Origin of the sequence: Hydrogenovibrio marinus (assembly GCF_013340845.1) — a bacterium.
Lineage (GTDB): Bacteria > Pseudomonadota > Gammaproteobacteria > Thiomicrospirales > Thiomicrospiraceae > Hydrogenovibrio > Hydrogenovibrio marinus.
Window position 1 is genome coordinate 940955 of sequence record NZ_AP020335.1, and the last position, 25300, is coordinate 966254.

Below are 25300 nucleotides of genomic sequence, written 5' to 3' on the forward strand. Positions count from 1 at the left end.
TAGGATTAGCAATCCTAAATAAGACCAAGAATAGAAGAACAAGAATAATGAAAAGCAGGGTGGCAGTATGTCAAAAGTAAAAGTACTGATAGTTGACGACTCTTCATTGGTAAGGCAGATGTTGTCAGATATGCTCGACTCGGATCCTTTTATTGAAGTAGTGGGGACGGCATCAGATCCCTATGACGCGAGAGAAAAAGTCAAAACGCTTCGTCCGGATGTGTTGACGCTGGATATTGAGATGCCGCGTATGGATGGTGTGACCTTTCTAAAAAATTTGATGAGATTACATCCTATGCCGGTGGTGATGGTTTCCACCTTGACGGAAAAAGGTGCTGACATCACATTTGAAGCACTGGATCTTGGAGCGGTAGATTTCGTTACCAAACCCAAAATTGATTTAGAGCATACCTTTGAAGCCTACTCGTTGGAGATTCGCCGTAAAGTCAAAATTGCAGCGAAAGTTTCAAAAGAACAATTGGTTAGACAATATGAGCGTTATGTTCAGAACTTGAATTCCAAGCCAGCATTCAAACCCAACTTGGCAGCTAAGGCAGATAGAGTGCCTGATAAGTTGAACGTCGATGCGATTATTCCATCTAAACCTGTTCCCAAGAGTTTTGGTAAAACACACCAAGTCATTGCCTTAGGTGCTTCGACGGGGGGAACAGAAGCCATCAAAGAAGTGCTGATGCGTTTACCGGAAAATACGCCACCAATTGTTATCACCCAGCACATTCCGGCGGCATTTAGTTTGCCATTTGCTAATCGTATGGACACGATTGCGGCAATGAGAGTGGTGCAAGCGGAAGATGGGCAGGAAATTCTGCCAGGTTGGGTCTATATCGCACCTGGTGACCGCCATCTACTTGTCGAGAAACAAGGTGCTAAATACATTTGTCGTTTAAATGACGGCCCACCAGTGAACCGTCATAAGCCTTCTGTAGACGTTATGTTTAGAAGTGTGTTGCAAACCGTTGGAACCAATGCAATTGGGGTGATCTTGACGGGAATGGGCGCAGATGGCGCGCAAGGGTTGAAAGAGTTAAGAGAGATAGGTGTTCACACAGTTGCTCAGGATGAAAAAACCAGTGTGGTGTGGGGAATGCCGGGTGAAGCAACCAAAATCGGTGCGGCAGAAGAAGTGATGCCACTAGATAAGGTTGCGGAAAAAATTCTCAGTTGGGTCAAATAAGTTTGGCATTGATTTTATTTGGCATAATGCCTGCTTTACACAAAGCATAGTTAATGTCGATATAAGGGCTCAGTATGTTACTAGTTTTACAGCGTTATTGGATTGCATGGTTGCTTACATTGGTTGGTGTAGGCCTATCCTTTACCGTCATACCTTATATAGGGGTGATTTTCCTATTTACTGTGTCCATCACTTGGACACTTCTTGCGGCAAATTCTGCCGATAAAACCACGCACGTCGTTTCTGCGACGTCCGCAGAGCCTGTTAAAGTAAGTGGTGGTGCGGTTCCTGATGCTGAAATCAACCTTATTGAAAACACGCTGGCAACCATTTTGGCAGATATTGACTCCGTAATGGGACAAGAGGTTGAAGTGGTTAGAGGTGAATTGACACAGGTTAAGACACTAGTTGGAGAAGCCATCGAGACATTGAACGATAGCTTCATGGGGCTGCATGAGCAGACACAAGCGGAATACAACTTGGTTCTGTCTTTGATCGACAACTTGGGTGGCGGCTCTTCTGAAGGGATGAGTATTCAGAAGTTCTCTGAAGAAATCAAAACGTTGTTGAGCTATCTGATTGAACTGCTCACTATTTCCAGTCAGCGCAGTAATGAAACGGTTAGTAAGATCGATAACATGGTTGAGCAAATCGAATCTATCTTTATCTTATTGGAAGATGTAAAAGGGATTGCTGACCAAACCAACCTGTTGGCGTTGAATGCGGCAATTGAAGCGGCAAGAGCGGGTGAAGCTGGTCGAGGGTTTGCCGTTGTTGCAGATGAAGTTCGAAAACTATCACTTAACTCTAACTTGTTGAACGAACAGATTCGTAAGCAAGCAGAGAAGGCAAAGCAAACAGTTGATCATGTTCGTAAGTTGGTGAGCGATACTGCGGCCAAAGACATTCAAGAAGCCAATAGTTCAAAAGACCAGGTTACTGGTTTGTTGACGGACTTGGAATCCATGAACACAGGTATCTCTGGTAAGCTAGGTGATGTCTCTGGTATTATTTCGGAAATCGAAGTTTCTGTATCCAATGCAATGCGTTCACTACAGTTTGAAGATATTGTTCGTCAGTTAGTAGAGCAAATTATGCATCACTTGGATAACTTGCATTCTTTCTCGGAAGAGATTAACAAGCAAGTTGAAGAGGATAAGGATAAGCCACCTGTGAGCTATGACGAATATAAAGAAAGAATGGCGATTTTCAGAGCCAAGATTCACAGCCAAAGAGAAGCAATTGAAGCTCAGCGTATGAAGCGCGTGACGTCTTCAACGATGGAAGAGGGAGAAGTTGATCTTTTCTAATCTTGTAAGTTTCTGACAATAAAAAAGCCCGCCTAGTGCGGGCTTTTTTATGGCTAGAAAATGATGGGGGGCTTACATGCCGCCCATTTGAGAGTTCCAGAATGTTCCGAAGATCAAACTGAAAAACAAACCTGTCGCAAATACGACATACCAATATTTCTTATAGGTGGCAACTTTAGCTGCTACTTCTGAGTTACCGTCATCTTTTGATGAAGGGTCCTTGAAAAAGACCAACATAAAACCAATCGCGGCGATGAAACCAGCGATATTGGCAAAGTAGTGTACTTTTGTCACTATAGAAAGAATGCCGAGAGCAAGGATAGTGGCATAGGTAATCAAAATCAGTTTCATAGATTGCATATCAAGTATCCTAGGTTTTTTGTATATTGTATCTGCTATTCGTTTTAACGAGGGAGATTCGGTTTGTTAAAGTTAACGTTTTTTGTTCCCAATTCCCATTTGGAGCAGGTTAAGTCAGCCTTGTTTTCAGTCGGTGCCGGCAAGATAGGACATTATGATAGTTGTTGTTGGCAAGTGCAAGGGCAAGGACAATTTAGACCGATGGAAGGGAGTCAGCCTTTTTTAGGGCAGCAGGGTACTGTTGAAACAGTCAATGAATATAAAGTTGAGATGGTATTGGAAGAATCTTTTGCAAAAATTGCTCTAAAAGTGCTTCTTGAGGCTCATCCGTATGAAACGCCAGCCTATGAATTTTACCGATTGTTTGATGTGGAAGCGGGAAAATAAAGCCTATATATCAACTTTATCTATAGTTATAAAAGAATATTATATTAGTAAAAAATAATGCGGTAACTTAATATGGGCGGCTGTTGAAAACATCAACAATCCTCCCTTGGTATTTAGAACATAATACAGCCCCAAATTTTGGGGCTTTTTTGTATGCGGGAGTAAGAGAAAGCTTAGTGACTGGGTTTGTCTTTACTATAGGTAATCATTTCGATTGTAAAGATCAGTGTTTGGTTTGGTCCAATCACTTTCCCAGCACCTTTTGAACCATAGCCCAATGAAGGTGGAACAAAGATTTTCCATTTAGAGCCTGGCTTCATCATCTTCAGCGCTTCCCCCCAACCAGCAATCACGTCGTGCATTTGGATTTCAATCGGTGTGCCACGTTGATATGAGCTATCAAACACTTTTCCGTCGATATCTGTTCCTTCGTAGTTGGCAGTGATGTAGTCGCTATCCGTTGGAGGGGCACCTTTACCTGCTTTTAATACAACATATTGAAGACCGCTTTTAGTCACTTTAACGCCAGGCTTGTTCTTGTTTTGTTCCAAGAAAGCTTGACCTGCTTTAGCATTTTTTTCGCCTAAAGCTTTGCGGGCTTCCATTTGCTTTTTGATTAGGTTCTGCTTAACCGTTTCTACAGCTTGCTGCATTTCTTCTGGCGTTAAACGGATTTTCTCTTTGTTCATAACATCGGTCAGACCCAGCATCAATGCTTTTGAGTCGACTTCCAAGCCTTGTTTCTCAAAGCTTTTTGCCAAGTCAATTCCCAGAGCGTAGCTTGCTTTTTGGTTTGCAGTTTTTAAATCAACATTCGCAGCAAAAGCGGAAGGGGCAAGCAAAGAAGTTGTGAGTATTGAAATTAAGGCGGTGTGTTTCATATCAATCCTTGGATTTATTTGTGATTAAAATCTGCCAGATTGAGCCGGCAGATTTAAACTAGACTTGACTATACAAGAAGATGTAGCGTTATTCAAACCCTTTTGGGGCTAGGATTTTTTCGCTTCAAGTTGATCTAGATACTTCTCGGCATCAAGTGCTGCCATACAGCCTGCACCTGCTGAAGTAATGGCTTGTTTGTAGACTTGGTCCATAACATCCCCAGCGGCAAACACCCCTTCAACAGAGGTTTGCGTAGCATTGCCTTGCAAGCCGCTTTGTACTTTGATGTAACCATGATCCATCAGCATTTGATCTTCAAAAATGCTGGTATTTGGTGTGTGGCCGATGGCGATGAAAACCCCAGAAACATCAATTTCTTTGGTATCGCCCGTTTGAGTGTTTTTCAATCTCAAGCCTGTAACGCCCATGTTGTCACCTAGCACTTCGTCGATTTCGCTGTGGAACTCAATTTTGATGTTGCCGTTTTCAGCTTTGTCCATCAGCTGCTGAGCCAAGATTTTTTCAGATGAAAAATAGTCGCGACGGTGAATGACGGTCACCTCTGCAGCAATGTGAGAAAGGTAAAGTGCTTCTTCAACGGCCGTGTTTCCACCACCAACAACCGCGACTTTTTGATTACGATAGAAGAAGCCATCACAAGTTGCACAAGCTGATACCCCTTTACCTTTGAAAGCTTCTTCAGAAGGCAGTCCTAGATACTTTGCAGAAGCACCCGTTGCGATGATCAATGCATCACAGGTATATTCACCTGCATCCCCTGTTAGTTTGAAAGGGCGATTTTTCAAGTCAGCAGTGTGAATGTGGTCGAAAAGGATTTCGGTTCCAAAGCGTTCGGCGTGCTTTTGCATACGTACCATCAAATCCGGTCCAGTCAATCCCTCAACATCTCCAGGCCAGTTATCGACTTCTGTAGTTGTGGTGAGTTGTCCGCCTTGCTGTAGACCAGTAATGATAACTGGCTCCAAGTTGGCACGTGCTGCATAAACCGCAGCGGTATAACCAGCAGGTCCTGAACCGAGGATGAGTAGTTTACAATGTTTTGCTGCCATTAATTGGTACCTCTATTTTTTGATGCTACACTAGCTTGAATACTTTGCCATTAGACCGCATTTCGATCTGATGGACCCTTTATGTCATGACTGAACATAACACTTTGCTAACCATCAAGGGCGCTAGTAGTAGACTGAGTGAATCTGAGATTAAACTCTGTGCTTTTGTGCTAAAATTCTAGCAGTTTTTATAGTGGCAGGTTAATGAATTATGATTCTCTCAAGGGTATTTCCATAAAACCTTTTTTAACATAGAAGCATATTTTTAACCTGGCTGAATGAGTGTCTCGACAAGACCTTCAAGCGACTAAGTGATTTGAAAAAAAACATGCCTGATTATTCTCAATCGAACCTTTCCAGAAAAAGTGGCGAAAGCTCAGATGCGCCTACACAGCGCTTTCATTGGATAATGAAAGATGCAATTGTATTGGCGTGCATCGGTGTGTCTTTCTTTTTGTTTTTAGTATTGTTCAGTTACAACGGGTCTGATCCTGGATTTGAAACAGCTTCTTCATCACAAAACATCCAAAACTACGGTGGCAGAACCGGTGCTTGGATTGCTTCGCTTTTGCTATATCTATTTGGATTGTTCGGCTTTTTGATTCCATTTGGTATTTTCATGGCGGGAATGGTGACGTTGAAAATCCGTTCTGAAGGTGATACCGACTACTTGCACTTCGGGCTAAGTCTGACCGGGCTAATTCTTTTGATTGTATCTGGCTCTGCGCTATCGACACTGTTCCTGTCTCCTGACCTTGGGTTCCTCAAGCTGCCTTATTCCGGTGGTGGGGTGTTAGGTTACGAAGTCAGTAATGTGCTGGTGTCCGCGATTGACTTGTTGGGTACAACATTATTTTTACTGGTCATTTTCGCTGTTGGTATCAGCCTTTTCACCCAGTTGTCCTGGATGACTATTCTGGATAAAACCGGGCAAATCAGTTGGGTATTGATCAATAAAGTTAAGCCGCATCTTCAAGCATTGTGGGGCAATGTCTCTTCCAAGACTGAAGGCAAAGCGTCAGCTGACTCGTCTTTTCCGGTTATTGCATCACGAAATGAACATGAGCAAAAGGTTAGAAGCCCATTGGTTGGTAAGCTGGCAGAAAAAGTTAAAACCAAAACCTTGGCTGTGCTTGAAAAGCCGCAGGAAAAAATGTCTACCGCAGCCGATCATGAGATCGCTATTGGTGACGAATTGTCTGAAAGTAGCGCTTCTCTAAAAGTAGGTCGTAAAGCCTCTTCAAATATCACTGTGCCTGTACACCAAGGCGGCGATTTGCCTGGTGTGGATTTATTAGATCCTATCCCAGACTCTGAAGAAGGCTTTTCATCTGAAGAGCTGACATCGTTATCCTTCTTGCTTGAACAACGCCTGGAAGAGTTTGGTGTTTCCATTAAGGTTGAAGCTGTTCAACCAGGGCCAGTCGTGACCCGTTTCGAGGTGTTGCCGGCAGCGGGCGTGAAGGTTAGTCAAATTTCCAATCTGGCGAAAGACTTGGCTCGTGTACTTTCAGTGAAGTCAGTACGTGTAGTTGATGTTATTCCAGGTAAAGCGGTTGTTGGGATTGAAATTCCGAATGAAAAGCGTGAAGTGGTGAGCTTCCGTGAAGTGATTTCTTCTGAAGAATTTCAAACTTCTAAATCTCCTCTGACGGTTGCTTTAGGAAAAGACATTTCCGGTAAGCCAGTTGTGGCAGATATTGCCAAGATGCCGCATTTGTTGGTGGCGGGTACCACGGGTTCCGGTAAGTCGGTCGGGGTCAATAGTATGATTCTGAGCTTGCTGTATAAAAGTACGCCAGAAGAGGTTCGCCTCATTATGGTCGACCCAAAAATGCTTGAGCTTTCCATCTATGAAGATATTCCTCATTTGTTGACCCCTGTGGTCACAGACATGTCGGAAGCGGCAAATGCCTTGCGTTGGAGTGTGTTTGAGATGGATCGTCGCTATCAACTCATGGCGAAGCTTGGAGTGAGAAATATTGCTGGCTTCAATGCTAAAGTCCGCGGCGCTATCGAAAAAGGTGAGCCTTTGATTGATCCGTTGTATCAGCAAGCGGCAAACTTTGGTCATGAGTTGGGTGAAAAACCGCCAACGTTGGAACCATTACCTTTTATTGTGGTGGTGGTTGATGAGTTCGCCGACATGATTATGGTGGTGGGTAAAGAAGTTGAGCAGCTGATTGCGCGTATCGCACAAAAAGCACGTGCCGCGGGTATTCACCTGATTTTGGCAACCCAAAGACCTTCTGTGAATGTTATTACTGGTTTGATTAAAGCCAATATTCCGACCCGTATCTCTTTTATGGTCAACACCAAAATCGACTCCCGAACCATTCTTGACCAAGGTGGCGCTGAACAACTACTGGGAATGGGGGATATGCTGTTCATGCCGCCGGGGAGTGGTAATCCACGCCGGGTGCATGGTGCATTCATGACTGATGAAGAAGTGCATCGCGTCGCCGATTTCGTGAAGTCTCAAGGTGAACCACAGTATTTGGAAAGCATCACTCAGCCGACATCAGCCGATGGTGGAGATTTGTTGGGTGAGGATGCCGAGCAGGACTTGCTCTATGATCAAGTAGTTTCCTTTGTGACTGACAATCAGCGTGTGTCCGTATCTTTGGTGCAGCGCCACTTTAAAATCGGCTATAACCGCGCTGCCAGAATCGTTGAGGCAATGGAGTCTTCCGGTGTGGTTTCGTCAATGAAATCCAATGGTAACCGTGACGTTCTTGCGCCAAAATCGCCACAGTAAAGTTCCCGATTTAATTTTTAGTGAAATACCGGGTACCCCAACCTGGTAGATTTTTGAATACAAACGTGTGAAGAAGAAAATATGAAAAAGCAGTTTTTAACTTGGTTGGGTTTTATTGTCTTAGTGGCCAGTAGTTGGCAGGCACTGGCAGAGTCGCCAAAATCCAAGATAGAAACCCTGCACCATTTTTTGGAAAACCTTCACACCTTTAAAGCCAACTTCATCCAAACCCAGCCTGATGAACAGCTGTTTCAAGAAAACAAATCCACAGGTTATGTTGTGTTGTCCCGCCCTGGGAAGCTGATTTGGGTTTATAAGAAACCAGATCGTCAGGAGATTATTTCTGACAGCCTGAACCTATGGGTGTTTGAACCGGATATTGACCAGGTTACCGTGCGTCCATTGACATCGGTTCAGTCCGACTTTCCATTACGCTGGTTGCTGTATAACGACAATATCGAAAGTAACTTCAATGTTTTGCCTGAGAGCATTAAAGACGGCATTAGCTGGTATAATCTGACGCCTAAAGATTCGACTTTTTTCCAAAGTTTGGAAGTCGCCATCAAAGGGGATAAGTTGGTTCAGATTTGGATGTATCAGAGCATGGACAACATCACCAAGGTGAAGTTTACCGATATTCAGCAAAACGTTAACATCGCCAGCAACCAGTTTGATTTCAGCCCACCAGAAGGGGTGGATGTCATTGGGCAGCAGGTCAATAATCTAAAATAGACATGAGCTATAAGCCACTTTCCGACAGGCTTCGACCAACCGAGCTAGCACATTACGTCGGGCAAAAGCATTTGCTCGGGTCGAATCGTGCCTTGTCTAAACTGTTAAATTCTGGTCGCTTGCACTCCATGATTTTTTGGGGGCCGCCGGGCACAGGCAAAACCACGCTGGCAAGATTAATCGCGCAGCAATCGGATTTACAGTTCATCAGTTTGTCTGCAGTACTGGATGGGGTGAAATCAGTACGTGAGGCGGTTGGGCAAGCCAAGCTTCACCAAGCGCAGTTTAATCAAGGCACTTTGTTATTTGTTGATGAAGTTCATCGCTTCAATAAAGCGCAGCAAGATGCGTTTTTACCTTATATTGAAGATGGCACCTTCATCTTCATCGGGGCGACGACAGAAAACCCGTCATTTGAGCTTAATAACGCTTTGCTTTCACGAGCACGTGTCTATGTGTTGAGACCGCTGGAACAAGAAGATTTGATGCAAGTATTGCAACGCGGCATTGAACTTCTGAGTGAAGACCTGGGTACAACCCTTGAATTGGAACCACAAGCCGAGGAGTTGTTGGTGCAATATGCGGATGGCGATGCACGACGCTTATTGAATATGTTGGAGCAGGCGGTCGATTTCGCCGAGCAAAATCTGCCAGGTCGGGTGGTGCTGACTGCCGACCATTGCCGAGAAGTCGTGCAGGGTGGTGTACGCCGTCAAGACAAAGGCGGTGAGTTGTTTTATGATCAGATTTCCGCATTGCATAAATCCATACGTGGCTCAGATCCAAACGCTGCATTATATTGGCTGACGAGAATGTTGGAAACAGGGGTTGATGCCCGTTATCTTTCCAGACGATTGATTCGCATGGCGAGTGAAGATATTGGTAATGCTGATGTGAAAGCTTTAGGCTTGTGCTTGGATGCGGCGGAAGCCTATGAACGACTCGGTTCTCCAGAAGGTGAATTGGCGTTGGCACAAGCGGCGGTTTACCTTGCGGTCGCCCCTAAGTCCAATGCCGTTTACATGGGGTATAAAGCTGCGGTAAGAGACATTCAGGAGCATGGTACCTCCGAAGTGCCATTGCACTTGCGCAATGCGCCGACCAAATTGATGAAGAACCTAGATTATGGCGAAGGCTACCGTTATGCGCATGACGAACCTGAAGCCTTTGCTGCGGGAGAATGCTATTTCCCCGAAGACATGCCGGAACGCGATTACTACCAGCCAGTGCCGAGAGGGTTGGAGATAAAAATTGGCGAGAAAATGACTCGACTCAAACAAATGAATTTGCAGTCACCACAAAAAAGACGACCATAAGTCGCTGAATACAAAACTAGAATAGATTGACATAGTACAGATTGAAATAGATTAGGAGAATTTTTGTGCAAAGTTTTCACTTGATGCAATTACTCGCTGTCGGGATCGGAGGTACGTTTGGTGCCATGTCCCGTTTTTTGCTGTCGAACCAGATGTATGCCTGGTGGGGGCGTGATTTCGTTTGGGGAACTTTGACGGTAAACGCCTTGGGTTCTTTTCTAATCGGGCTTTTAACGATTTTGATGATTGATAAATTACAGCTTGCCCTTGAGTGGCGTGCGTTATTGATTGTTGGTTTTCTGGGATCTTTTACAACGTTTTCGACATTCGCTTTTGAAACCCTGCTGTTCTTACAGGAAGGTTTGTTTGAAAAAGCGATGATGAACATTGTCGCCAATGTCGTGCTGTGTGTTTACATGGTTTGGTTTGGTGTTTGGTCAGGCAAACAGTTCTTGTTGTAAATGAAGGTTTCTGTTGAGAAGTTTTCAACAAGAAACCCTAAAGAATTTAACGAATATTTTTTCTCCATAAGTTCACATTTTGATAAACTTTTGACTTCAAATTTTCGCAAATTAACGTCAGTTAGAGAGACGCCATGACAGAGTCCACCAACCTTCTAAAAACCCCTTTTTACGACCTTCATGTCGAAGCAGGTGCCAGAATGGTTCCTTTCGCGGGTTACGATATGCCGGTGCAATACCCGATGGGCATTAAAAAGGAGCATTTGCATACGCGAGAAAAAGCGGGTTTGTTTGATGTTTCTCACATGGGACAGGTCAAGCTCAAGGGTGAAAAAGCAGCCCAAGCATTAGAAGCGCTGGTGCCAGTCGACATTATTGACCTGTCATTATTGAAACAGCGCTATGCATTGTTCACCAACGATAAGGGTGGCGTGCTGGATGACTTAATGGTCACTTGTGTTGAAGATGGTCTGTTTTTGGTCGTCAATGCAGCCTGTAAAGAACAGGATATTGCGCACCTGAAAGCCAACCTTGATGGCTCAGTCGAAGTGGAAGTATTGGATGATAAAGCCTTGTTGGCTTTGCAAGGCCCGGAAGCTAAAAATGTGATGGCAAAGCTAGCGCCAGAATCACAATCCATGACATTTATGACAGCCAAATCTTTGGAGATTGGTGGTATTAAGTGTTTTGTGACACGTTCCGGCTATACCGGTGAAGATGGTTTTGAAATTTCTGTTGCCAATGATCAAGCCGTTGCCTTGGCAAAAATGCTATTGGCAGAAGACGCTGTGGAGTGGATTGGCTTAGGCGCACGTGATTCTTTGCGATTGGAAGCCGGATTGTGCTTGTACGGACATGAGCTGACAACTGAAATCACGCCGATTGAAGCCAGTTTGAACTGGGCAATTTCCAAAGCAAGACGTCCAGATGGTGCCAGAGCAGGTGGTTACCCGGGGGCGGATGTGATTGGCAGGCAAATGCTGTCTGGCGCACCGCGCAAACGCGTTGCGATTCTACCGCAAGGGAAGATGCCTGTGCGCGATGGCGCGGAAATCGTTACAGAAGGTGAAACTCTTGTCGGTATCGTGACGAGTGGTGGTTTTGGCCCTAGTTTGAATGTGCCGATAGCGATGGCGTTATTGGATAAGGATGCAGCTCAAGGTCAACAACCGTTATTTGCAATGGTTAGAGGTAAGGCGATTCCTGTTGAGATAACGCCTTTGCCGTTTGTTAAACAAAATTATTACCGCGGTGCTCGATGATAAATTCAACCAGCACGCTAAAACAATTTAATAGAACAGTTTATTGATTCAGAGGAGATAAGTGATGAGTCAAATTAAATATACAGAAGATCACGAGTGGATTGAAATTCATGGTGATGGTACAGCGACTATCGGTATTACGGATTTCGCTCAAGAACAACTAGGTGACCTAGTTTACGTTGAAGTGCCTGAAGAAGGTTCTGAAATTACCAAGGGCGAAGCTGTTTCAGTTATTGAGTCTGTAAAAGCCGCTTCAGATTTGATTGCACCTGTTTCTGGAACAATCATCGAATCAAACCAATCTTTGGAAGATGAACCTGAAAAGGTCAACGAAGACCCAATGGGCGCTGGTTGGTTTATCAAAGTTCAAATCGCTGACGAATCAGAGTTGGAAGATTTGATGGATGAAGCAGCTTACCAAGCTTGTATCGAGTAACTCGACTCTCATTAAGTAATATGTACTGACAGCAAATTGATTAAGAGAAGATTATGAGCGGAAAAATTGCAGACTTGATGACGACCGATAATTTTAGTCAGCGTCACATTGGTTCAAATAACGAGCAACAACAATTAATGTTGTCTGCATTAGGTTATAACTCTCTTGAGCAGCTTTTGGACGGGGTGGTACCTAAGTCTATTCGTCGTCAGTCTGAGATGGCGCTTGGTGAAGGTTTGTCAGAGCATGATGCTTTGGCAAAACTCAAGGCTATGGCAAGCCAAAATCAAACGATTAAATCTTTTATCGGCATGGGGTTCTACAATACCCTAACGCCGCCGGTGGTGCTACGTAACGTATTGGAAAATCCGGCTTGGTACACAGCCTATACACCTTACCAAGCGGAAATCTCTCAAGGTCGAATGGAAGCCATGTTGAACTTTCAGACCATGATTGCTGATATGACCGGCATGGAGCTTGCCAACGCTTCCATGTTGGATGAGGCTACAGCCTGTGCCGAAGCCATGACTTTATGTCAACGCATGTCAAAATCGAAGGGCAATGTGTTTTTCGTTGCAGAAGATTGTCATCCGCAAAATATTGAAGTACTGAAAACCCGTGCTGAACCATTGGGTATTGAAGTGGTGGTTGGCAATCCAGAAGACGGGTTTGCAGACTTGGAATTGTTCGGTGTTTTGCTGCAATATCCGGGTACCTATGGTGATGTAAAAGAGCTATCTGCCATTATCGATGAAGCGCATGAAAAGAAAGCCTTGGTTGCCGTTGCAACAGACTTGCTAGCACTGACGTTGTTGAAATCCCCAGGTGAAATGGGGGCGGATGTCGCCATTGGTAACTCACAACGCTTTGGCGTGCCTTTAGGGTATGGCGGACCACATGCTGCCTTTATGGCAACCAAAGATGACTTTAAACGTTCCATGCCGGGGCGTTTGATTGGGGTATCTGTCGATCGTTTAGGCAATCCGGCTTATCGCTTGGCACTACAAACGCGTGAGCAACATATCCGTCGCGAAAAAGCGACCAGTAACATTTGTACCGCACAAGCACTCTTGGCGGTGATGGCGAGCTTTTACGCTGCTTATCATGGGCCAGAAGGTCTAAAACGTATCGCCAATAAAGTCTTTCAGCTAACCGCAGCTTTTGCTGATGCGCTCAATAAAACAGGCATCAAGGTTCAAAATACCACTTACTTTGATACGGTCTCTTTTGAAGTCGCTTCTGCTGATGCGACTTTGCAAATAGCTGAGCAAGCAGGTTATAACTTAAGAAAAATTAACGATACGCTAATTGGGGTATCTTTTGATGAATCCACGACTTTAGAAGATGTTACAACCCTATTGAGTGTGTTGAAAGCATCTACGGAGATTGCGGATAACACGCCATATGCTTTACCAGCAAAACTACAGCGCACATCAGATTTTCTAACGCATGAAGTCTTTAACCGTTATCACTCTGAAACGGAAATGATGCGCTACATGCGTCATCTTGCCGATAAGGATTTGGCGCTAGATAGAGCAATGATTCCGCTAGGGTCTTGTACCATGAAGTTGAATGCTGCTGCAGAATTGATGCCGGTATCTTGGAAAGAATTCAGCGGAATCCATCCTTTTGCCCCTTTGCACCAAGTGCAAGGCTATCAGCAAATGATTGAAGACTTGGAGCGCATGCTTTGCGAAGCCACAGGCTATGATGCGGTTTCCCTACAACCTAACTCAGGCGCACAAGGCGAATATGCCGGTTTGTTGGCGATTCGAGCTTACCATGAAAGCCGTGGCGAAGGGCATCGTGATATCTGTTTGATTCCAGCCTCCGCTCACGGAACCAATCCTGCCTCTGCACACATGGCAGGGATGAAGGTTGTGGTCGTTAAGACGTCTGAAAAAGGCGATATTGATCTTGCTGATCTTCAAGCCAAGTGTGAGCAGCACGGGCAAAATATTTCTGCGATTATGATTACCTATCCTTCAACGCATGGTGTGTTTGAAGAAGATGTGAAAACTGTCTGTGACATGGTACACCAACAAGGTGGACAGGTTTATATCGATGGTGCCAACATGAATGCGATGGTTGGGGTTTCATCACCGGGTGAATTTGGTGGTGATGTTTCCCACTTGAACCTTCACAAAACCTTTGCCATTCCACATGGTGGCGGTGGGCCAGGTGTCGGACCAATCGGTGTGGGTAAACATCTTGCACCTTTTTTGCCGCGCACGCCTAAGCAGGATTCAAGTGTAGGACAGGTTTCTGCCGCTCCTTGGGGAAGTGCAGGGATTTTGCCAATCAGTTGGATGTATATCGCCATGATGGGTAAAACCGGGCTGTACCAAGCAACTGCCAATGCAATTTTGAACGCCAACTATATTGCGCATCGTTTGGCGCCGCATTTCCCGATTTTGTATACCGACAAAAACGGTCATGTTGCTCATGAGTGTATTGTTGATTTACGTCCAATCAAAGCAGAATCAGGCATTACTGTCGATGACATTGCCAAACGTTTGATTGACTATGGCTTCCACGCACCTACCATGTCGTTCCCAGTTGCAGGAACCTTGATGATTGAGCCGACCGAGTCGGAATCACAAGTGGAGTTGGATCGTTTCTGTGACGCTATGATTCAAATCAAATACGAAATCGCACAAGTGATGGAAGGGCAGTTTACTGCGGAAGATAATCCATTGGTGAATGCGCCTCATACCGCTCTGGAAGTCACAGGCGATTACTGGGCGCACAGTTACTCAAGACAACAGGCGGCTTATCCGTTGGAAAGCTTGAAGCGTGAAAAATACTGGTCACCGGTGGCAAGGGTCGATAACGTTTATGGTGATAAGAATCTTGTGTGCTCTTGTTTGCCAGTATCGGCTTATGAGTAACGTCCCAATACAAAAACAAGAGGTGATGAGATGAGACAATCGATTGTAGTCAGTGTGTTGGGTGAAGACTCTCCGGGCTTGGTCGCGGCATTATCCAAACTGATTGTCAGCTATCATGGCGACTGGGTGGAAAGTAGCATGGCAAGCTTGGCGGGTAAATTCGCCGGCATCCTACGTGTTGATCTGCCTAGAGAGCAAGTTGAAGGCTTTACCAAGGCGCTTGAGTCCGAAAACCTAGGGCTGAAAGTGATGTATGAAGTGTCTGAACCCGAAACAGCTGCTCATGCATTCAAACGATACGACATTGAGTTGATTGGGCAAGATCGTCCAGGTATTGTCCATCGCCTAACGGATGCTTTGGCAAGACTTGGCGGCAGCGTTGAGAGTTTGGAGTCTGAAGTGATTGAAGCCAGTATGTCTGGAGAGCAGTTGTTCAAGGCTCAGCTATCGCTGAAGATTCCGTTGGATGTGAATCGTAACGACATTCAAGAGGCACTGGAAGCCATTGCCAATGAATTGATTGCTGACATTCAATTGGCAGATGCTTAAAGCTCACTTACAATACGCCCATTAAGAATTTATTAATTAAAAATAGAAAGAAAACTAAGAGATTACCATGCTAGATGCAAAGCTACTGAGAACAGAACTGGAACAAGTCGCGGAAAAACTGAAAACACGTGGCTATGATTTGGATGTTGCCCATATCCAAACGCTTGAAGTGCAGCGTAAAGACTTGCAGGTCAAAGCACAAGAATTGCAAGCGCAACGCAACAGCCGTTCCAAAGAAATCGGTAAAGCCAAAGCATCTGGACAAGACATTCAACCATTGTTGGATGAAGTTGCGAATCTTGGCGATAGTTTGAAAGAAGCCGAAGAAGCCAGTCACGCTATCCAATCGCAAATAGAAGATATTTACGCAGGTATTCCAAACCTTCCTCACGAAAGTACGCCAATCGGCGGTGGTGAAGATGACAATGTATTGGTACGCCAATGGGGTGAGCCAAGACAGTTTGATTTTGAAGTGAAAGATCATGTTGATCTTGCCGAAGCACGTGGTTGGTATGACAATGATGCAGCTGTGAAAATCACCTCATCAAGATTCTCAGTTCTAAAAGGGAAAATGGCAAAGCTACAACGCGCCATTACCCAGTTCATGCTAGACACGCACGCGGAAGCGGGTTATGAAGAAGTCTATGTGCCATTCTTGGTAAACCAAGACAGTTTGCGCGGTACCGGTCAGTTACCAAAGTTTGAAGCGGACCTGTACAAAATCGACAAGCATGAAGAGCATGATACCTCTGACCGTGATTTATATTTGATTCCAACCGCGGAAGTGCCTGTTACCAACCTAGTACGTGACGAGATCATCGATCAAGCCGCATTGCCGTTGAAATTTACCGCACACACGCCATGTTTCCGCTCTGAAGCAGGTTCTTATGGTAAAGACACCAAAGGCCTGATTCGTCAGCATCAGTTTGAGAAAGTCGAGTTGGTACAAGTGGTTGAGCCTGAAACGTCTTACCAAGCGTTGGAAGAGCTTACGCAGCAAGCCGAGTTGATTCTACAAAAGCTAGAGTTGCCATATCGTGTAATGGCGCTTTGTACTGGCGACATCGGTTTCTCATCTGCCAAAACCTATGACCTTGAAGTTTGGTTGCCGGGACAATCTGCTTATCGTGAGATTTCTTCTTGCTCTAACTTCGAGGATTTCCAAGCAAGACGCTTGATGACGCGTTATAGAAGCGGTCAAGACAAACCTCAGTTGGTACACACCCTAAACGGCTCTGGTTTGGCGGTAGGGCGTACGTTGGTTGCCGTTTTGGAAAACTATCAGAATGCAGACGGAAGTGTTACTGTACCAACCGCATTAAGACCTTATCTTGGTGGGGTTGAAACGCTTTAATCAAGCCTGTAATAAAAATTCAAAAAAGTGCGTTATTTGCTTGCAATTATTTTGCCACACTCTATAATACGCACCTGTTCCGGTGGACTGGCTGAGTGGTTGAAGGCGGCGGTCTTGAAAACCGTTGTAGGTTAGTAGCCTACCTGGGGTTCGAATCCCTAGTCCACCGCCATTTTTCAATGCTTCGCAACGAGAAATAGGAACAAACCGAATTGGAAGAAAACTTGACGCAACGTCAAAAATCCTTACAATTCACAGCTTACTTTGAACCTTCGTTACAAAGTTCTCAATAAGCGCCCGTAGCTCAATTGGATAGAGTACTCGGCTACGAACCGAGCGGTTAGGGGTTCGACTCCCTTCGGGCGCGCCATTACCCATGCGGGTTTCAAGCGTTTCACCATTTACTTATATTTGCATTTTCCCACAAGATTTCCCACAAAATTGAACAAAAAAATAGAATTTTAGTCTATTTTGTAGCTTCAACCTCTTTCACTTTTCGCATATAAACGGCCTTTGCTTTTTCTGATTTATGGCCTGATTCATTCAGCGCATGATCACTCACACCTTTTGCCTTAATATCATGAAACGTGAACCGTTTATCTGGATCCTTACTCGCTTTTCCAAGTTTTACTAATTTTGCATACGCTGATCGCCATGCAGATGACCTTGAACTTTTATTGAATGGCAACCCATCCTGTGAGATCAATAGATGATTATTTAATGGAACGGCTTTACCTTTGCGCTTCAATTCAGACTGTGTTTTCTTTCTAAGCTTCAGTGCTTTATCAATGACTGATCGAAGTCGTGGTGTCCATGTTGTCCATTCTGGCAAAGATCCTTTAGTCCTTTGAATGAATATCCCTTTATTGTCATCTATTTTATCTAGCGTTATATCCCAGGCCTCAAATCCCCTTGCTCGACATAGATAGGTAATCTCTGCAGCAATATTGAGCGGCTTTCCTTCAGTAACTTCAAGCAAGGCTTCATATTCATCATCTTCAATATATTTTTCACGTGGTTTTTCAGAGTTATGGCGAACGCCTTCACATGGGTTTTTTGTTGCAATGTCTCTTTCGTATGCCCAATTATAAGCAGCGCTAAGTAATTCAACTTCTCTATTTGCACCAGTTGTGACACCTTGTGAAACCCTAATATCAAGATAAGTTCTTATTGTCCCGGGTGTAACGATTCCGAAAGGCATCTCACCAAATGTTTTACCATTTGACATTTTCATTTCAGTAATTGTTTTGTAATAGAAACTATATCCATCCCTTGTTGATTGAGATAATCCTTGAACGTGTGTGCTGTTCAAGTATTTATCTAAAAGAATTTGAATAGTCTTTGATGGCGCCTCTAACATTTCATGAATCATTTCATGAAGGACATGACACGGAGTGTCTTCTCGTAGAGGTTTTTTATTTTTTTGAAGCGTTATTTCTTTTCGTGGTTGTCCAGGTATAGAAGGGTAATAAACCCAGCGACCTTTTCTAAAATAACAGTATTTAGGTGCGCGCTTGCACCGTATCGAAGTTCCATTGCTCATGGTTCGGCTCTCCTAGCAATGCTTTGTTTATAGCTTGATGTGTCGTTATCGGCTCTCCATTAAACGCAACCTCATAGGGTATATGCTTATTTTCAAGCCAATTAATGATGTCTGCTTTTCTATTGTAGCCCGTCCAGATCTGCAAATCATCAAATGACACAAGGAAGCTATTCGACATCGATCAGGCCTTCTTGAATATCCATGTCTTGATGCCGACAAGGTTTGAATAGACAAAGACCAGTTCCATGATGAAAGCAGGGTAGAGTTCTTTGTATAAAAAGAAAATTGCCATCGACACACTAGCGAGTAGAAAGGCCACCCATCCATAGGTGAATCCTGGTAGCTTGTGAGTCAACCAAATGGATCCAATGATGGCGCAGAGTGCGCCTAAATATTGAAGTAGGTCGATCATGGTCTATTCCTCTACCGGCTCTAAGAATGTTTCGCCATTGTTTATTGCTTCTGAACAAACAGAGTCAATAAATCGTCCAAACTTTGCATCATCATCAAAGTTTTCAAATTGCTTGCAAAAATAATGAAGCATGTCATTTTCATCAGTGATAATTGCTCTATCATTTGTTGTTACTCCGGCAAAAAATTGACGCTTCAAATAGTCAGTTGGTATGGTCAGTTGAATACCATCCTTTCTAATTACTGCTTCTACTAGCTGCATGATTTGCTCCTTATCTACCAGGCTTGGTTAGCGCGGTTGTTGCGCTGAAAAGTGTGCTATTTCGTTTGGTGTCATTTGTTGGCCGTCTGACCATGACCATTGATCGTTGTGAAATAGCGGTGGGTTGATTTGTTGGTTTTGGTACCGGCTGACTTCTTGCGGTGTCATCGGTTGGTTATTGTGTGGCCACACGTATGTTTGTGTTTGCGGAGAATGTTGCTGTGGTGGTGTTTGCTGTTGGCCGTTGTTATCGTTACGGCCGTCAACCGGATATTTTGAAACCATCACGCCGGACTTACCTGGTTTACGTGGTAATGCTGCCAGGTTGATATGAGATTCAAGGATAATGAAACGGCCACCGTCATCGGTTTCCATCTCTACGCCGATATTCAGGTACTTGTTTTTATCCAGCCCTGTTTGCGGATCCTTATAAGTCTCGATCGCCACTGCTAGGTCGTTAATCTTTCTTGTTGCCATGTGTTACTCCTTTTTTTGATTCAAGTAGTTCGGTTAATTTTGCGAATTGAACAAGGCCGATAAGATTCAGGCTTACCGCCTCATCCAGAAAGTCTTTGATGATGTCGTTTTCATCATCAGCCAGTTCTTCAAGACGGCGCGCTCTATCTGCCAGTTTGTCGTCATAGGTTTGTGGGTTCATTTACTTCTACCTCGCATTGTTTATGGATGTTTTATTAAGTTAGATTCCCCAAACTCTTTCAGTTAGATCGATGGCATAGACTTCTTGTTTTCCATCGAACTCTGGGTGTTTTACTATCATTGGAAAGTAGCCATTCCAGACAAACACTATGATCCTGTCAATCTGTGTTTTTGATGGGTAGCCAAGCTTTACGAAAACAAAGTCGTATTGCTTACCTACCAGTCGTTTAAACCAGTATTGATTTCTTAGTCTGTACTCAAGTGTTTTGATGCCGGAATTGATCTCATTCCACCATTGTTCTTTTAGGTTCAAGTGCAGGATTCTGAGTTTGTCTTGGTTGCACTGTAGGCATGGAATACCTCGCTTTGCTTTAGTGATGGTTTTCTCTACCATCCAGCTAGTTTCAAGGTTGCAGCAAAAACACTGATAACGGACGCTATTAACACCATGAACCTCACCGGCATCAATAACCGTCATACGCTTCAAATAGGGTGCTTTTGGCTTAGTTCCGAATAGATCACCTTGTTTCATCATTTCTTCTCCTCAAATATGTAACAGCGGACGCTTTTGCCTTCCTGTATGCCTGAATTAACCACTGCGTATTCCTTGAATTTGTGTCTGTGAGATTGCTTGATGTGACGCTTTAGTTCTGTGATGTCAGGTGCTTTGACACCTTGATCTCTACAGACGCGCTCAAAATGAACCAGGTTGATGGCAATGGTGTCTGTGTTCTTACTGTGGTTGATGAATTGCTTCACGCCGCCATAATCGTTGCTGTCTTCCTTGATATTGAGAAATTCATAAATGTCCCACATGGCATGCACAGCAGGGTGATCGACCTGGGTATCAAGCTGACGTTGCACCGCACGTTGTCGAATGAGTGAGTAGGCGGCAGGGATTAGGTCTTTGTCTATCGGCAAGATAGTTGCCAATGTCTCCAATATAGCTGCAAGCATGGCGTGGTTGTCACGGATCCTATCGATGCGCAGTTTCAGGCCATCCATGTCTTTGTAGTAAACCGGTGTGCGCTCGATTATCTTTGCAACAAAGGCTTTCTCATGCTGCAGCATGAATGGCAAGAATCCGGATAGGTCCTCAACGTCAGTTCTAGCCAAAGCCTCTGCATGGTCTTTACCACCTGGTAGATGATGTGTTCTGTCAAGCGGTAGGTGAATGAAACGCGATAGGATAGCTTCTGAGCCTTCAATCGCTGTGTTTTGTGCTGCCATTAGGGTTCCCCTGAATGGATTGAATACCGTTTCATTCCCGCCGTTCTGAATACCACGTTCTTTGAGAGGTTCACCGGTATAGGCGTTTTTCATGTGTTCCCAGTTGAATTTCTTGCCGTTGCGCTGGTCATCGTTGGCATCTGACTCGATCAAGACAACCGGTAGGTTTGATACTTTGGCAAAGTTACGGTCGATAGCACTGAATGATGAGTTAAGCGGGTTAAACCCTTCATAGTCAGAGCGGCCATATAGCTTCCATAGGATCTTGATTAATGTCGACTTACCTGATGATGCCTGACCCTGCAGTTCAAAGAATGGATAGCCCTGGAAGTGATCACGAAGCTGTTCTGCAAATAAGGATCCAACCCACCAGGCTAAAACAAGCAGACCACGTTCACCGTATGCACCTTGAAAGTGGTTTAGGAAGGTATTGGCATTGAACCTATTTGATATTTTAAGGCGAGTGTCCTTATTGACTGTTTTGATTGCTGTGGTGCGGTTGATATCGAAGAAACCTTGCTTATTGATCTGTTCGCGTTTGCCGTTTAGGAATGCCGTGTCGTTATAGACATAGGTGCCACTGATCTTGTCGTAGCCGATGAAATTTAGAGTTTTAACCTCTTTGGCCGGCTTATAAAACCAGACCTTTTCATGTAGGTGTTCTATATGAGCCTTGCCACCGGTAAAACGCGCACCAGGTGTATGGCGCAATAGTGCCTGGTTGAATGATCCGGCATCCGCAAGGGCGGTACCAGGAATGCTGATGGTAGACTTTGGCGATCCGTTCTCGTATGAGATCTCGAAATAGTTCAATCTGTCCTGGTCGTTGTATTGGTCAACCTGTTGGTATTCAAACTTTGCCACGCAGTTGGATAGCTTCTCGATTGAGATCGCGCTTCTGATCTGGCTTAGAAATTTATCGTCCATCAGCACTTCAAGCGTGTCTCGGTTAAAGTAGCTGTTAAGCATTTCAGGGTCGTCTTTGTCGCCTACGTCTTTTTCCAGCTTATTGCGGCTGTATTTGGCTTCAAAATAGGCATTGTTCTTTTGGAATATGCGGTAAGGCCTACGGGTTTGTGCGACATAGATGGCGGCGGTGTCACCGGCTGTCGGCGCTTGGATTGCCGCGCCATTCCATAGGGCTTTATCCATGACATCGTGCATGCCATCTTCACCGCGAATTTTGTAAATATCGTTCCAGTCCTTTGTGTTGTCCGGTATGGCAATGAATGATTGATAACCGCGTTCTGTACTGGTCTTGTGGAATTTCTTGGCGGCATTGATGCCGGCTTTGTTATTGTCCAATGCCCATATGACAATCTGGTTTGACTTAAGTTTTTTTGTCAGTTCTTCTGGCCAGTTATTCGATGACATAATGCTGACAACCTGGACACCGCAGAACCATAATGCGATTGCATCGAAAATGCCTTCAACCAAATAGAGTGGACGTTCAGGGTCGATGTGCTTTTGTGTTGGAGGTTCCCAATAAAGGCCGCTATATGATCCTTTAAAGTGGGCTTTTTTATCGAAATTGTCTGCATCTGTGTAATCGATCAAACGTTCCCAGGACACAGTTTTCTTTTTGTCTAGCCAAAACTTTACCGTGGCTGTAGTGACATGGGTTTTATCATGCAACATCAAACCTTGCTCGAACCATCCTTCAAGCTTAGAGACATCAAACCCACGTGCAATGCTTAGATATTGTTTAGCGGTGATGTTTTGGTCATCTGCAGTCGGCGGGTATTTCTTGGTGAAATGCTCGAACAGATCAGGGTATAGATCCTTGATCGTTTCTTCATATCCACAGTTATTGATGCGATTGCATTTGATAGAAAATGGTTTTTCAACGTGGGTATGAAGTTCTTTTTTACCGCATTCAGGGCATCGCCCTTGTGAAAGGTGTTTGCCAGAACGCTTGAAACTGAAATCAGTAATTAAGCGATCGACAACCGAATCATAGTCAATTGGATGGTATTGGTTTGATTGCATTGTTTTATTCTTCTATTGCTTTTAACTCGACAAAAACATTCCGGCGGTTGCCGAAAACATAGCCTCTGATGGTATGGATCTTCTCGCCATCAGAATCACCGTTTAAAAACTCCAACAGTTCTGACCAAAGATTGAATGAATGATCGTTTTTATCGCTAAACGCACGATAGTTGATGCTTTCTTGGTAAGAATGGCGGCGCATATCACACTGATCTTTAAAGCATGAAAGCGGGTTTGCTTTAGGTTCATATCTATCTTTTAAATCGCCGTCGACAATGTAGGAAATTTCATGGCGCATGGCTTACTCCTGAATAGTTGGTATGCCATTTAAGATGGCATTGAACGCTTTGATTTGACCTGTTAGGTCATACAAATCTGCAATGATTGGTAAAGCTTGGTTTAGATCGCGTAGATCAGAGAATTTGATGTTTTTCAGTTCTGATTGCTTGTTCTTCAGCATCTCAAGGTGAGATTCGATGGCATGAATTGACAGTATTTGTTGTGACATGACAGCCCCTTATGCATTGACGAAACTAGAAAAAAAGTGTGACAATGAAGCCCACTACTTTTTTGGAAACTGGAGCCGAACCCAATACCAAGTAGATTGAGAATGCCAAAATCGTTGGAGAAAAAGCATTCGCAAACAGAAAGCAGTGGACTTCATTCTCACACCTTAGATCCGTTCCTAGCGGGTCTGCAGCGATTGCGGAAGTCTTTTGTTTTCCCACACGTAAAAAACCATTAACCATGCTTTGAATGGCTGTTTTGCAGTTGTTCTGTGTGTGAGTGGTAGAAATATTCATGGGTTCGGCTCCATTAAATTATTACCGTATGCGGTAACTGTTTTAGATATTACCGAAAGAGGTAACAGGATGTCAAACAAAAAATTTAATGAAAAGCTGAAATTGATACGAGAAGCCGAAAACTTATCTCAAAGTGAACTGGCTGAAAAGACTGGTATTCCAAAAAGAAGCATCATCAATTACGAAAATAGCGATAGACAGCCGGCATTTGATGCCGTCAAAAAAGTTTGCGAGTCATTCCCTGAGTACACCATGTATTTGATGCTGGATGATATGCCTGAAAATACTGGTAGTGACCAGATAAAACCTGAAGAGAAAAAGCTGCGGGATTTGTCTACGTCGGAGCAAACGGCTTGAGATTATGGCTATGGGTCAACGAGAAACTCTGCAATAGCAATTTAGACACTTTGCCAACTTTTTATTAACAAAATTTATACCAAGGGCGACAAATATGAGTAGAAAAGCGCAGTGGGTTACTGTTGCCATCATCTTTTTTTTATTAGCACTGTTCTTTATGTTGATGTTTGCAGTTGCATCGGTTTCCGAAGATGAACAGTCACAGAAAAACGCCGTATCTAATGATACGGTTAAGCAAGCGTATCTTGAAACTGCTGGTATAGACTTGAATGCAGTATTGAAAAACTCTTTGCCTAAAGACATGAGTTATATGAAAGGTCGGGTTGATAAGGTATCAATCGACATGGATAAGCTAAAAGACAATTTGCTAGTGATAAGGTTGAATGTCATTCCAGACCATCGTAAAGAGTACATGGTTGATAGGATGATGTTTGATAGAGATATGATTCTTAGTATTGCTAAGAATTCGATAAAGTATCTTGTCAAAATAGGACAGTCACCTGATGACAAAGGGTTTAGTATTCGAGTTTCAGCGACTATGATTTCTCCAAATAAAACACCTACTGGAAAAGAAATTTGGCTCCCTATAGGTGTTGCAAGATATTCACCAAGTGCAGTGCATATAAACTACCAGGCTGGGCATTTCTAATGCGCTTACTTTTAGCCATGGCTTTAATGGTTATTTCAGTGGGTTCGTTTGCCACTGAAAAAACTTATGGAAGTGCCATGGTAAGTGAAGTTACAAGCATTTATGACGGTGATACATTTCGTGTAAATATCAATGGTTGGCCTGCAGTCGTTGGCCACCATATTCCAATCAGATTGAATGGCGCCGATACGCCGGAAATGAGAGGGAAATGTCAGTTTGAAAAGGATCTTGCAAGACAAGCAAAACAGTTCACCGTTAGTCAGCTTAGATCGGCAAAGGTAATCGAGTTGAAGAACATCATGCGTGGAAAATACTTTCGCCTGGTAGCCGATGTTTATGTCGACGGAAAAAGTCTTGCTGAAGAACTACTGCAGAGAAAGCTTGCAGTAGCATACGAAGGCGGAACGAAAACAAATTGGTGCCAATAAAAAAGCCT

At 44.0% G+C, this 25300-nt stretch carries 29 protein-coding genes and 2 tRNA genes; 17 read left to right on the forward strand and 14 right to left on the reverse strand.

The window, feature by feature from the left end; translation table 11 throughout:
• Positions 1-67: 67 nt before the first annotated feature.
• Together HVMH_RS04350 and HVMH_RS04355 are read left to right on the forward strand one after the other, a co-directional pair.
• Positions 68-1195, forward strand: coding sequence for a protein-glutamate methylesterase/protein-glutamine glutaminase (locus tag HVMH_RS04350; protein ID WP_029908294.1), 1128 nt, complete (start codon positions 68-70; stop codon positions 1193-1195).
• 74 nt (positions 1196-1269) lie between these two features.
• Positions 1270-2505, forward strand: a complete 1236-nt coding sequence (locus HVMH_RS04355; protein WP_029908296.1) for a methyl-accepting chemotaxis protein — start codon at positions 1270-1272, stop codon at positions 2503-2505.
• 72 nt (positions 2506-2577) lie between these two features.
• Here HVMH_RS04355 and HVMH_RS04360 read toward each other — a convergent pair whose 3' ends face one another.
• Positions 2578-2865, reverse strand: a complete 288-nt coding sequence (locus tag HVMH_RS04360) for a hypothetical protein (RefSeq protein ID WP_232087816.1) — start codon at positions 2863-2865, stop codon at positions 2578-2580.
• A gap of 63 nt (positions 2866-2928) precedes the next feature.
• On the opposite strand from HVMH_RS04360, the gene HVMH_RS04365 reads away from it, so the two are divergent.
• On the forward strand, positions 2929-3252 hold the full coding sequence (locus HVMH_RS04365) for an NGG1p interacting factor 3 protein, NIF3 (protein ID WP_029908300.1): 324 nt from the start codon (positions 2929-2931) through the stop codon (positions 3250-3252).
• A 173-nt stretch (positions 3253-3425) separates the two neighbouring features.
• Here HVMH_RS04365 and HVMH_RS04370 read toward each other — a convergent pair whose 3' ends face one another.
• Both HVMH_RS04370 and trxB read right to left on the reverse strand, forming a co-directional pair.
• Positions 3426-4133, reverse strand: coding sequence for an FKBP-type peptidyl-prolyl cis-trans isomerase (locus tag HVMH_RS04370; protein ID WP_029908303.1), 708 nt, complete (start codon positions 4131-4133; stop codon positions 3426-3428).
• A 108-nt stretch (positions 4134-4241) separates the two neighbouring features.
• On the reverse strand, positions 4242-5204 hold the full coding sequence (gene trxB, locus HVMH_RS04375) for a thioredoxin-disulfide reductase (protein ID WP_029908305.1): 963 nt from the start codon (positions 5202-5204) through the stop codon (positions 4242-4244).
• A 328-nt stretch (positions 5205-5532) separates the two neighbouring features.
• On the opposite strand from trxB, the gene HVMH_RS04380 reads away from it, so the two are divergent.
• From HVMH_RS04380 to HVMH_RS04430, 11 genes are all read left to right on the forward strand, one after another.
• Complete coding sequence (locus tag HVMH_RS04380) at positions 5533-7962, forward strand: DNA translocase FtsK (RefSeq protein ID WP_029908307.1); 2430 nt, start codon at positions 5533-5535, stop codon at positions 7960-7962.
• Between the two features lie 81 nt (positions 7963-8043).
• Complete coding sequence (gene lolA / locus HVMH_RS04385) at positions 8044-8694, forward strand: outer membrane lipoprotein chaperone LolA (protein WP_029908309.1); 651 nt, start codon at positions 8044-8046, stop codon at positions 8692-8694.
• Positions 8695-8696: 2 nt separating this feature from the next.
• The gene (locus tag HVMH_RS04390; RefSeq protein ID WP_029908311.1) at positions 8697-10010 is read left to right on the forward strand and encodes a replication-associated recombination protein A; all 1314 of its coding nucleotides are present in this window, start codon (positions 8697-8699) and stop codon (positions 10008-10010) included.
• Between the two features lie 65 nt (positions 10011-10075).
• Complete coding sequence (crcB, locus tag HVMH_RS04395) at positions 10076-10471, forward strand: fluoride efflux transporter CrcB (protein WP_232087817.1); 396 nt, start codon at positions 10076-10078, stop codon at positions 10469-10471.
• Between the two features lie 134 nt (positions 10472-10605).
• A complete protein-coding gene (gene gcvT, locus HVMH_RS04400) occupies positions 10606-11733 on the forward strand; it encodes a glycine cleavage system aminomethyltransferase GcvT (protein ID WP_029908314.1) in 1128 nt (375 codons plus the stop codon).
• Between the two features lie 64 nt (positions 11734-11797).
• A complete protein-coding gene (gene gcvH, locus HVMH_RS04405; protein ID WP_029908316.1) occupies positions 11798-12169 on the forward strand; it encodes a glycine cleavage system protein GcvH in 372 nt (123 codons plus the stop codon).
• A 53-nt stretch (positions 12170-12222) separates the two neighbouring features.
• A complete protein-coding gene (gene gcvP / locus HVMH_RS04410) occupies positions 12223-15060 on the forward strand; it encodes an aminomethyl-transferring glycine dehydrogenase (protein WP_029908318.1) in 2838 nt (945 codons plus the stop codon).
• A gap of 30 nt (positions 15061-15090) precedes the next feature.
• Positions 15091-15609: a glycine cleavage system protein R gene (locus tag HVMH_RS04415; RefSeq protein ID WP_029908321.1), complete on the forward strand. Its 519-nt coding sequence runs from the start codon at positions 15091-15093 to the stop codon at positions 15607-15609.
• A gap of 67 nt (positions 15610-15676) precedes the next feature.
• Complete coding sequence (gene serS, locus HVMH_RS04420) at positions 15677-16963, forward strand: serine--tRNA ligase (protein WP_029908323.1); 1287 nt, start codon at positions 15677-15679, stop codon at positions 16961-16963.
• Positions 16964-17044: 81 nt separating this feature from the next.
• A tRNA-Ser gene (locus tag HVMH_RS04425) sits at positions 17045-17135 on the forward strand.
• A 121-nt stretch (positions 17136-17256) separates the two neighbouring features.
• Positions 17257-17333 (forward strand) — tRNA-Arg (locus HVMH_RS04430).
• Positions 17334-17429: 96 nt separating this feature from the next.
• Here HVMH_RS04430 and HVMH_RS04435 read toward each other — a convergent pair.
• The 11 genes from HVMH_RS04435 to HVMH_RS04485 are packed head-to-tail and all read right to left on the reverse strand — an operon-like array spanning position 17430 to position 23858.
• Entirely contained in the window at positions 17430-18506 is a 1077-nt protein-coding gene (locus HVMH_RS04435) for a site-specific integrase (protein ID WP_155837627.1), read from the reverse strand.
• On the reverse strand, positions 18466-18684 hold the full coding sequence (locus HVMH_RS04440; RefSeq protein WP_029908326.1) for a DUF4224 domain-containing protein: 219 nt from the start codon (positions 18682-18684) through the stop codon (positions 18466-18468). The genes HVMH_RS04435 and HVMH_RS04440 overlap by 41 nt, the downstream gene beginning before the upstream one ends.
• A gap of 3 nt (positions 18685-18687) precedes the next feature.
• A complete protein-coding gene (locus tag HVMH_RS04445; RefSeq protein ID WP_029908327.1) occupies positions 18688-18918 on the reverse strand; it encodes a hypothetical protein in 231 nt (76 codons plus the stop codon).
• 3 nt (positions 18919-18921) lie between these two features.
• Positions 18922-19179 carry a hypothetical protein gene (locus HVMH_RS04450; RefSeq protein WP_029908328.1) on the reverse strand — a complete coding sequence of 86 codons (258 nt, stop codon included), beginning with the start codon at positions 19177-19179 and terminating at the stop codon, positions 18922-18924.
• A 27-nt stretch (positions 19180-19206) separates the two neighbouring features.
• The gene (locus HVMH_RS04455) at positions 19207-19656 is read right to left on the reverse strand and encodes a hypothetical protein (protein ID WP_029908329.1); all 450 of its coding nucleotides are present in this window, start codon (positions 19654-19656) and stop codon (positions 19207-19209) included.
• Positions 19637-19837 carry a hypothetical protein gene (locus HVMH_RS04460; RefSeq protein WP_029908330.1) on the reverse strand — a complete coding sequence of 67 codons (201 nt, stop codon included), beginning with the start codon at positions 19835-19837 and terminating at the stop codon, positions 19637-19639. The genes HVMH_RS04455 and HVMH_RS04460 overlap by 20 nt, the downstream gene beginning before the upstream one ends.
• Positions 19838-19876: 39 nt before the next feature.
• The gene (locus HVMH_RS04465; RefSeq protein ID WP_051622915.1) at positions 19877-20371 is read right to left on the reverse strand and encodes a hypothetical protein; all 495 of its coding nucleotides are present in this window, start codon (positions 20369-20371) and stop codon (positions 19877-19879) included.
• Positions 20368-23055 carry a toprim domain-containing protein gene (locus tag HVMH_RS04470; protein WP_029908332.1) on the reverse strand — a complete coding sequence of 896 codons (2688 nt, stop codon included), beginning with the start codon at positions 23053-23055 and terminating at the stop codon, positions 20368-20370. The genes HVMH_RS04465 and HVMH_RS04470 overlap by 4 nt, the downstream gene beginning before the upstream one ends.
• 4 nt (positions 23056-23059) lie before the next feature.
• Entirely contained in the window at positions 23060-23353 is a 294-nt protein-coding gene (locus HVMH_RS04475) for a hypothetical protein (protein WP_029908335.1), read from the reverse strand.
• Between the two features lie 3 nt (positions 23354-23356).
• A complete protein-coding gene (locus tag HVMH_RS04480) occupies positions 23357-23563 on the reverse strand; it encodes a hypothetical protein (RefSeq protein ID WP_029908337.1) in 207 nt (68 codons plus the stop codon).
• Between the two features lie 25 nt (positions 23564-23588).
• Positions 23589-23858: a hypothetical protein gene (locus HVMH_RS04485; RefSeq protein WP_029908339.1), complete on the reverse strand. Its 270-nt coding sequence runs from the start codon at positions 23856-23858 to the stop codon at positions 23589-23591.
• 69 nt (positions 23859-23927) lie between these two features.
• On the opposite strand from HVMH_RS04485, the gene HVMH_RS04490 reads away from it, so the two are divergent.
• The 3 genes from HVMH_RS04490 to HVMH_RS04500 all read left to right on the forward strand — a co-directional run bounded on the left by HVMH_RS04490 (position 23928) and on the right by HVMH_RS04500 (position 25292).
• Positions 23928-24215, forward strand: a complete 288-nt coding sequence (locus tag HVMH_RS04490) for a helix-turn-helix transcriptional regulator (protein ID WP_035628779.1) — start codon at positions 23928-23930, stop codon at positions 24213-24215.
• 94 nt (positions 24216-24309) lie between these two features.
• Positions 24310-24864, forward strand: a complete 555-nt coding sequence (locus HVMH_RS04495; protein WP_029908340.1) for a hypothetical protein — start codon at positions 24310-24312, stop codon at positions 24862-24864.
• On the forward strand, positions 24864-25292 hold the full coding sequence (locus HVMH_RS04500; protein WP_029908342.1) for a thermonuclease family protein: 429 nt from the start codon (positions 24864-24866) through the stop codon (positions 25290-25292). The genes HVMH_RS04495 and HVMH_RS04500 overlap by 1 nt, the downstream gene beginning before the upstream one ends.
• Positions 25293-25300: the final 8 nt, after the last annotated feature.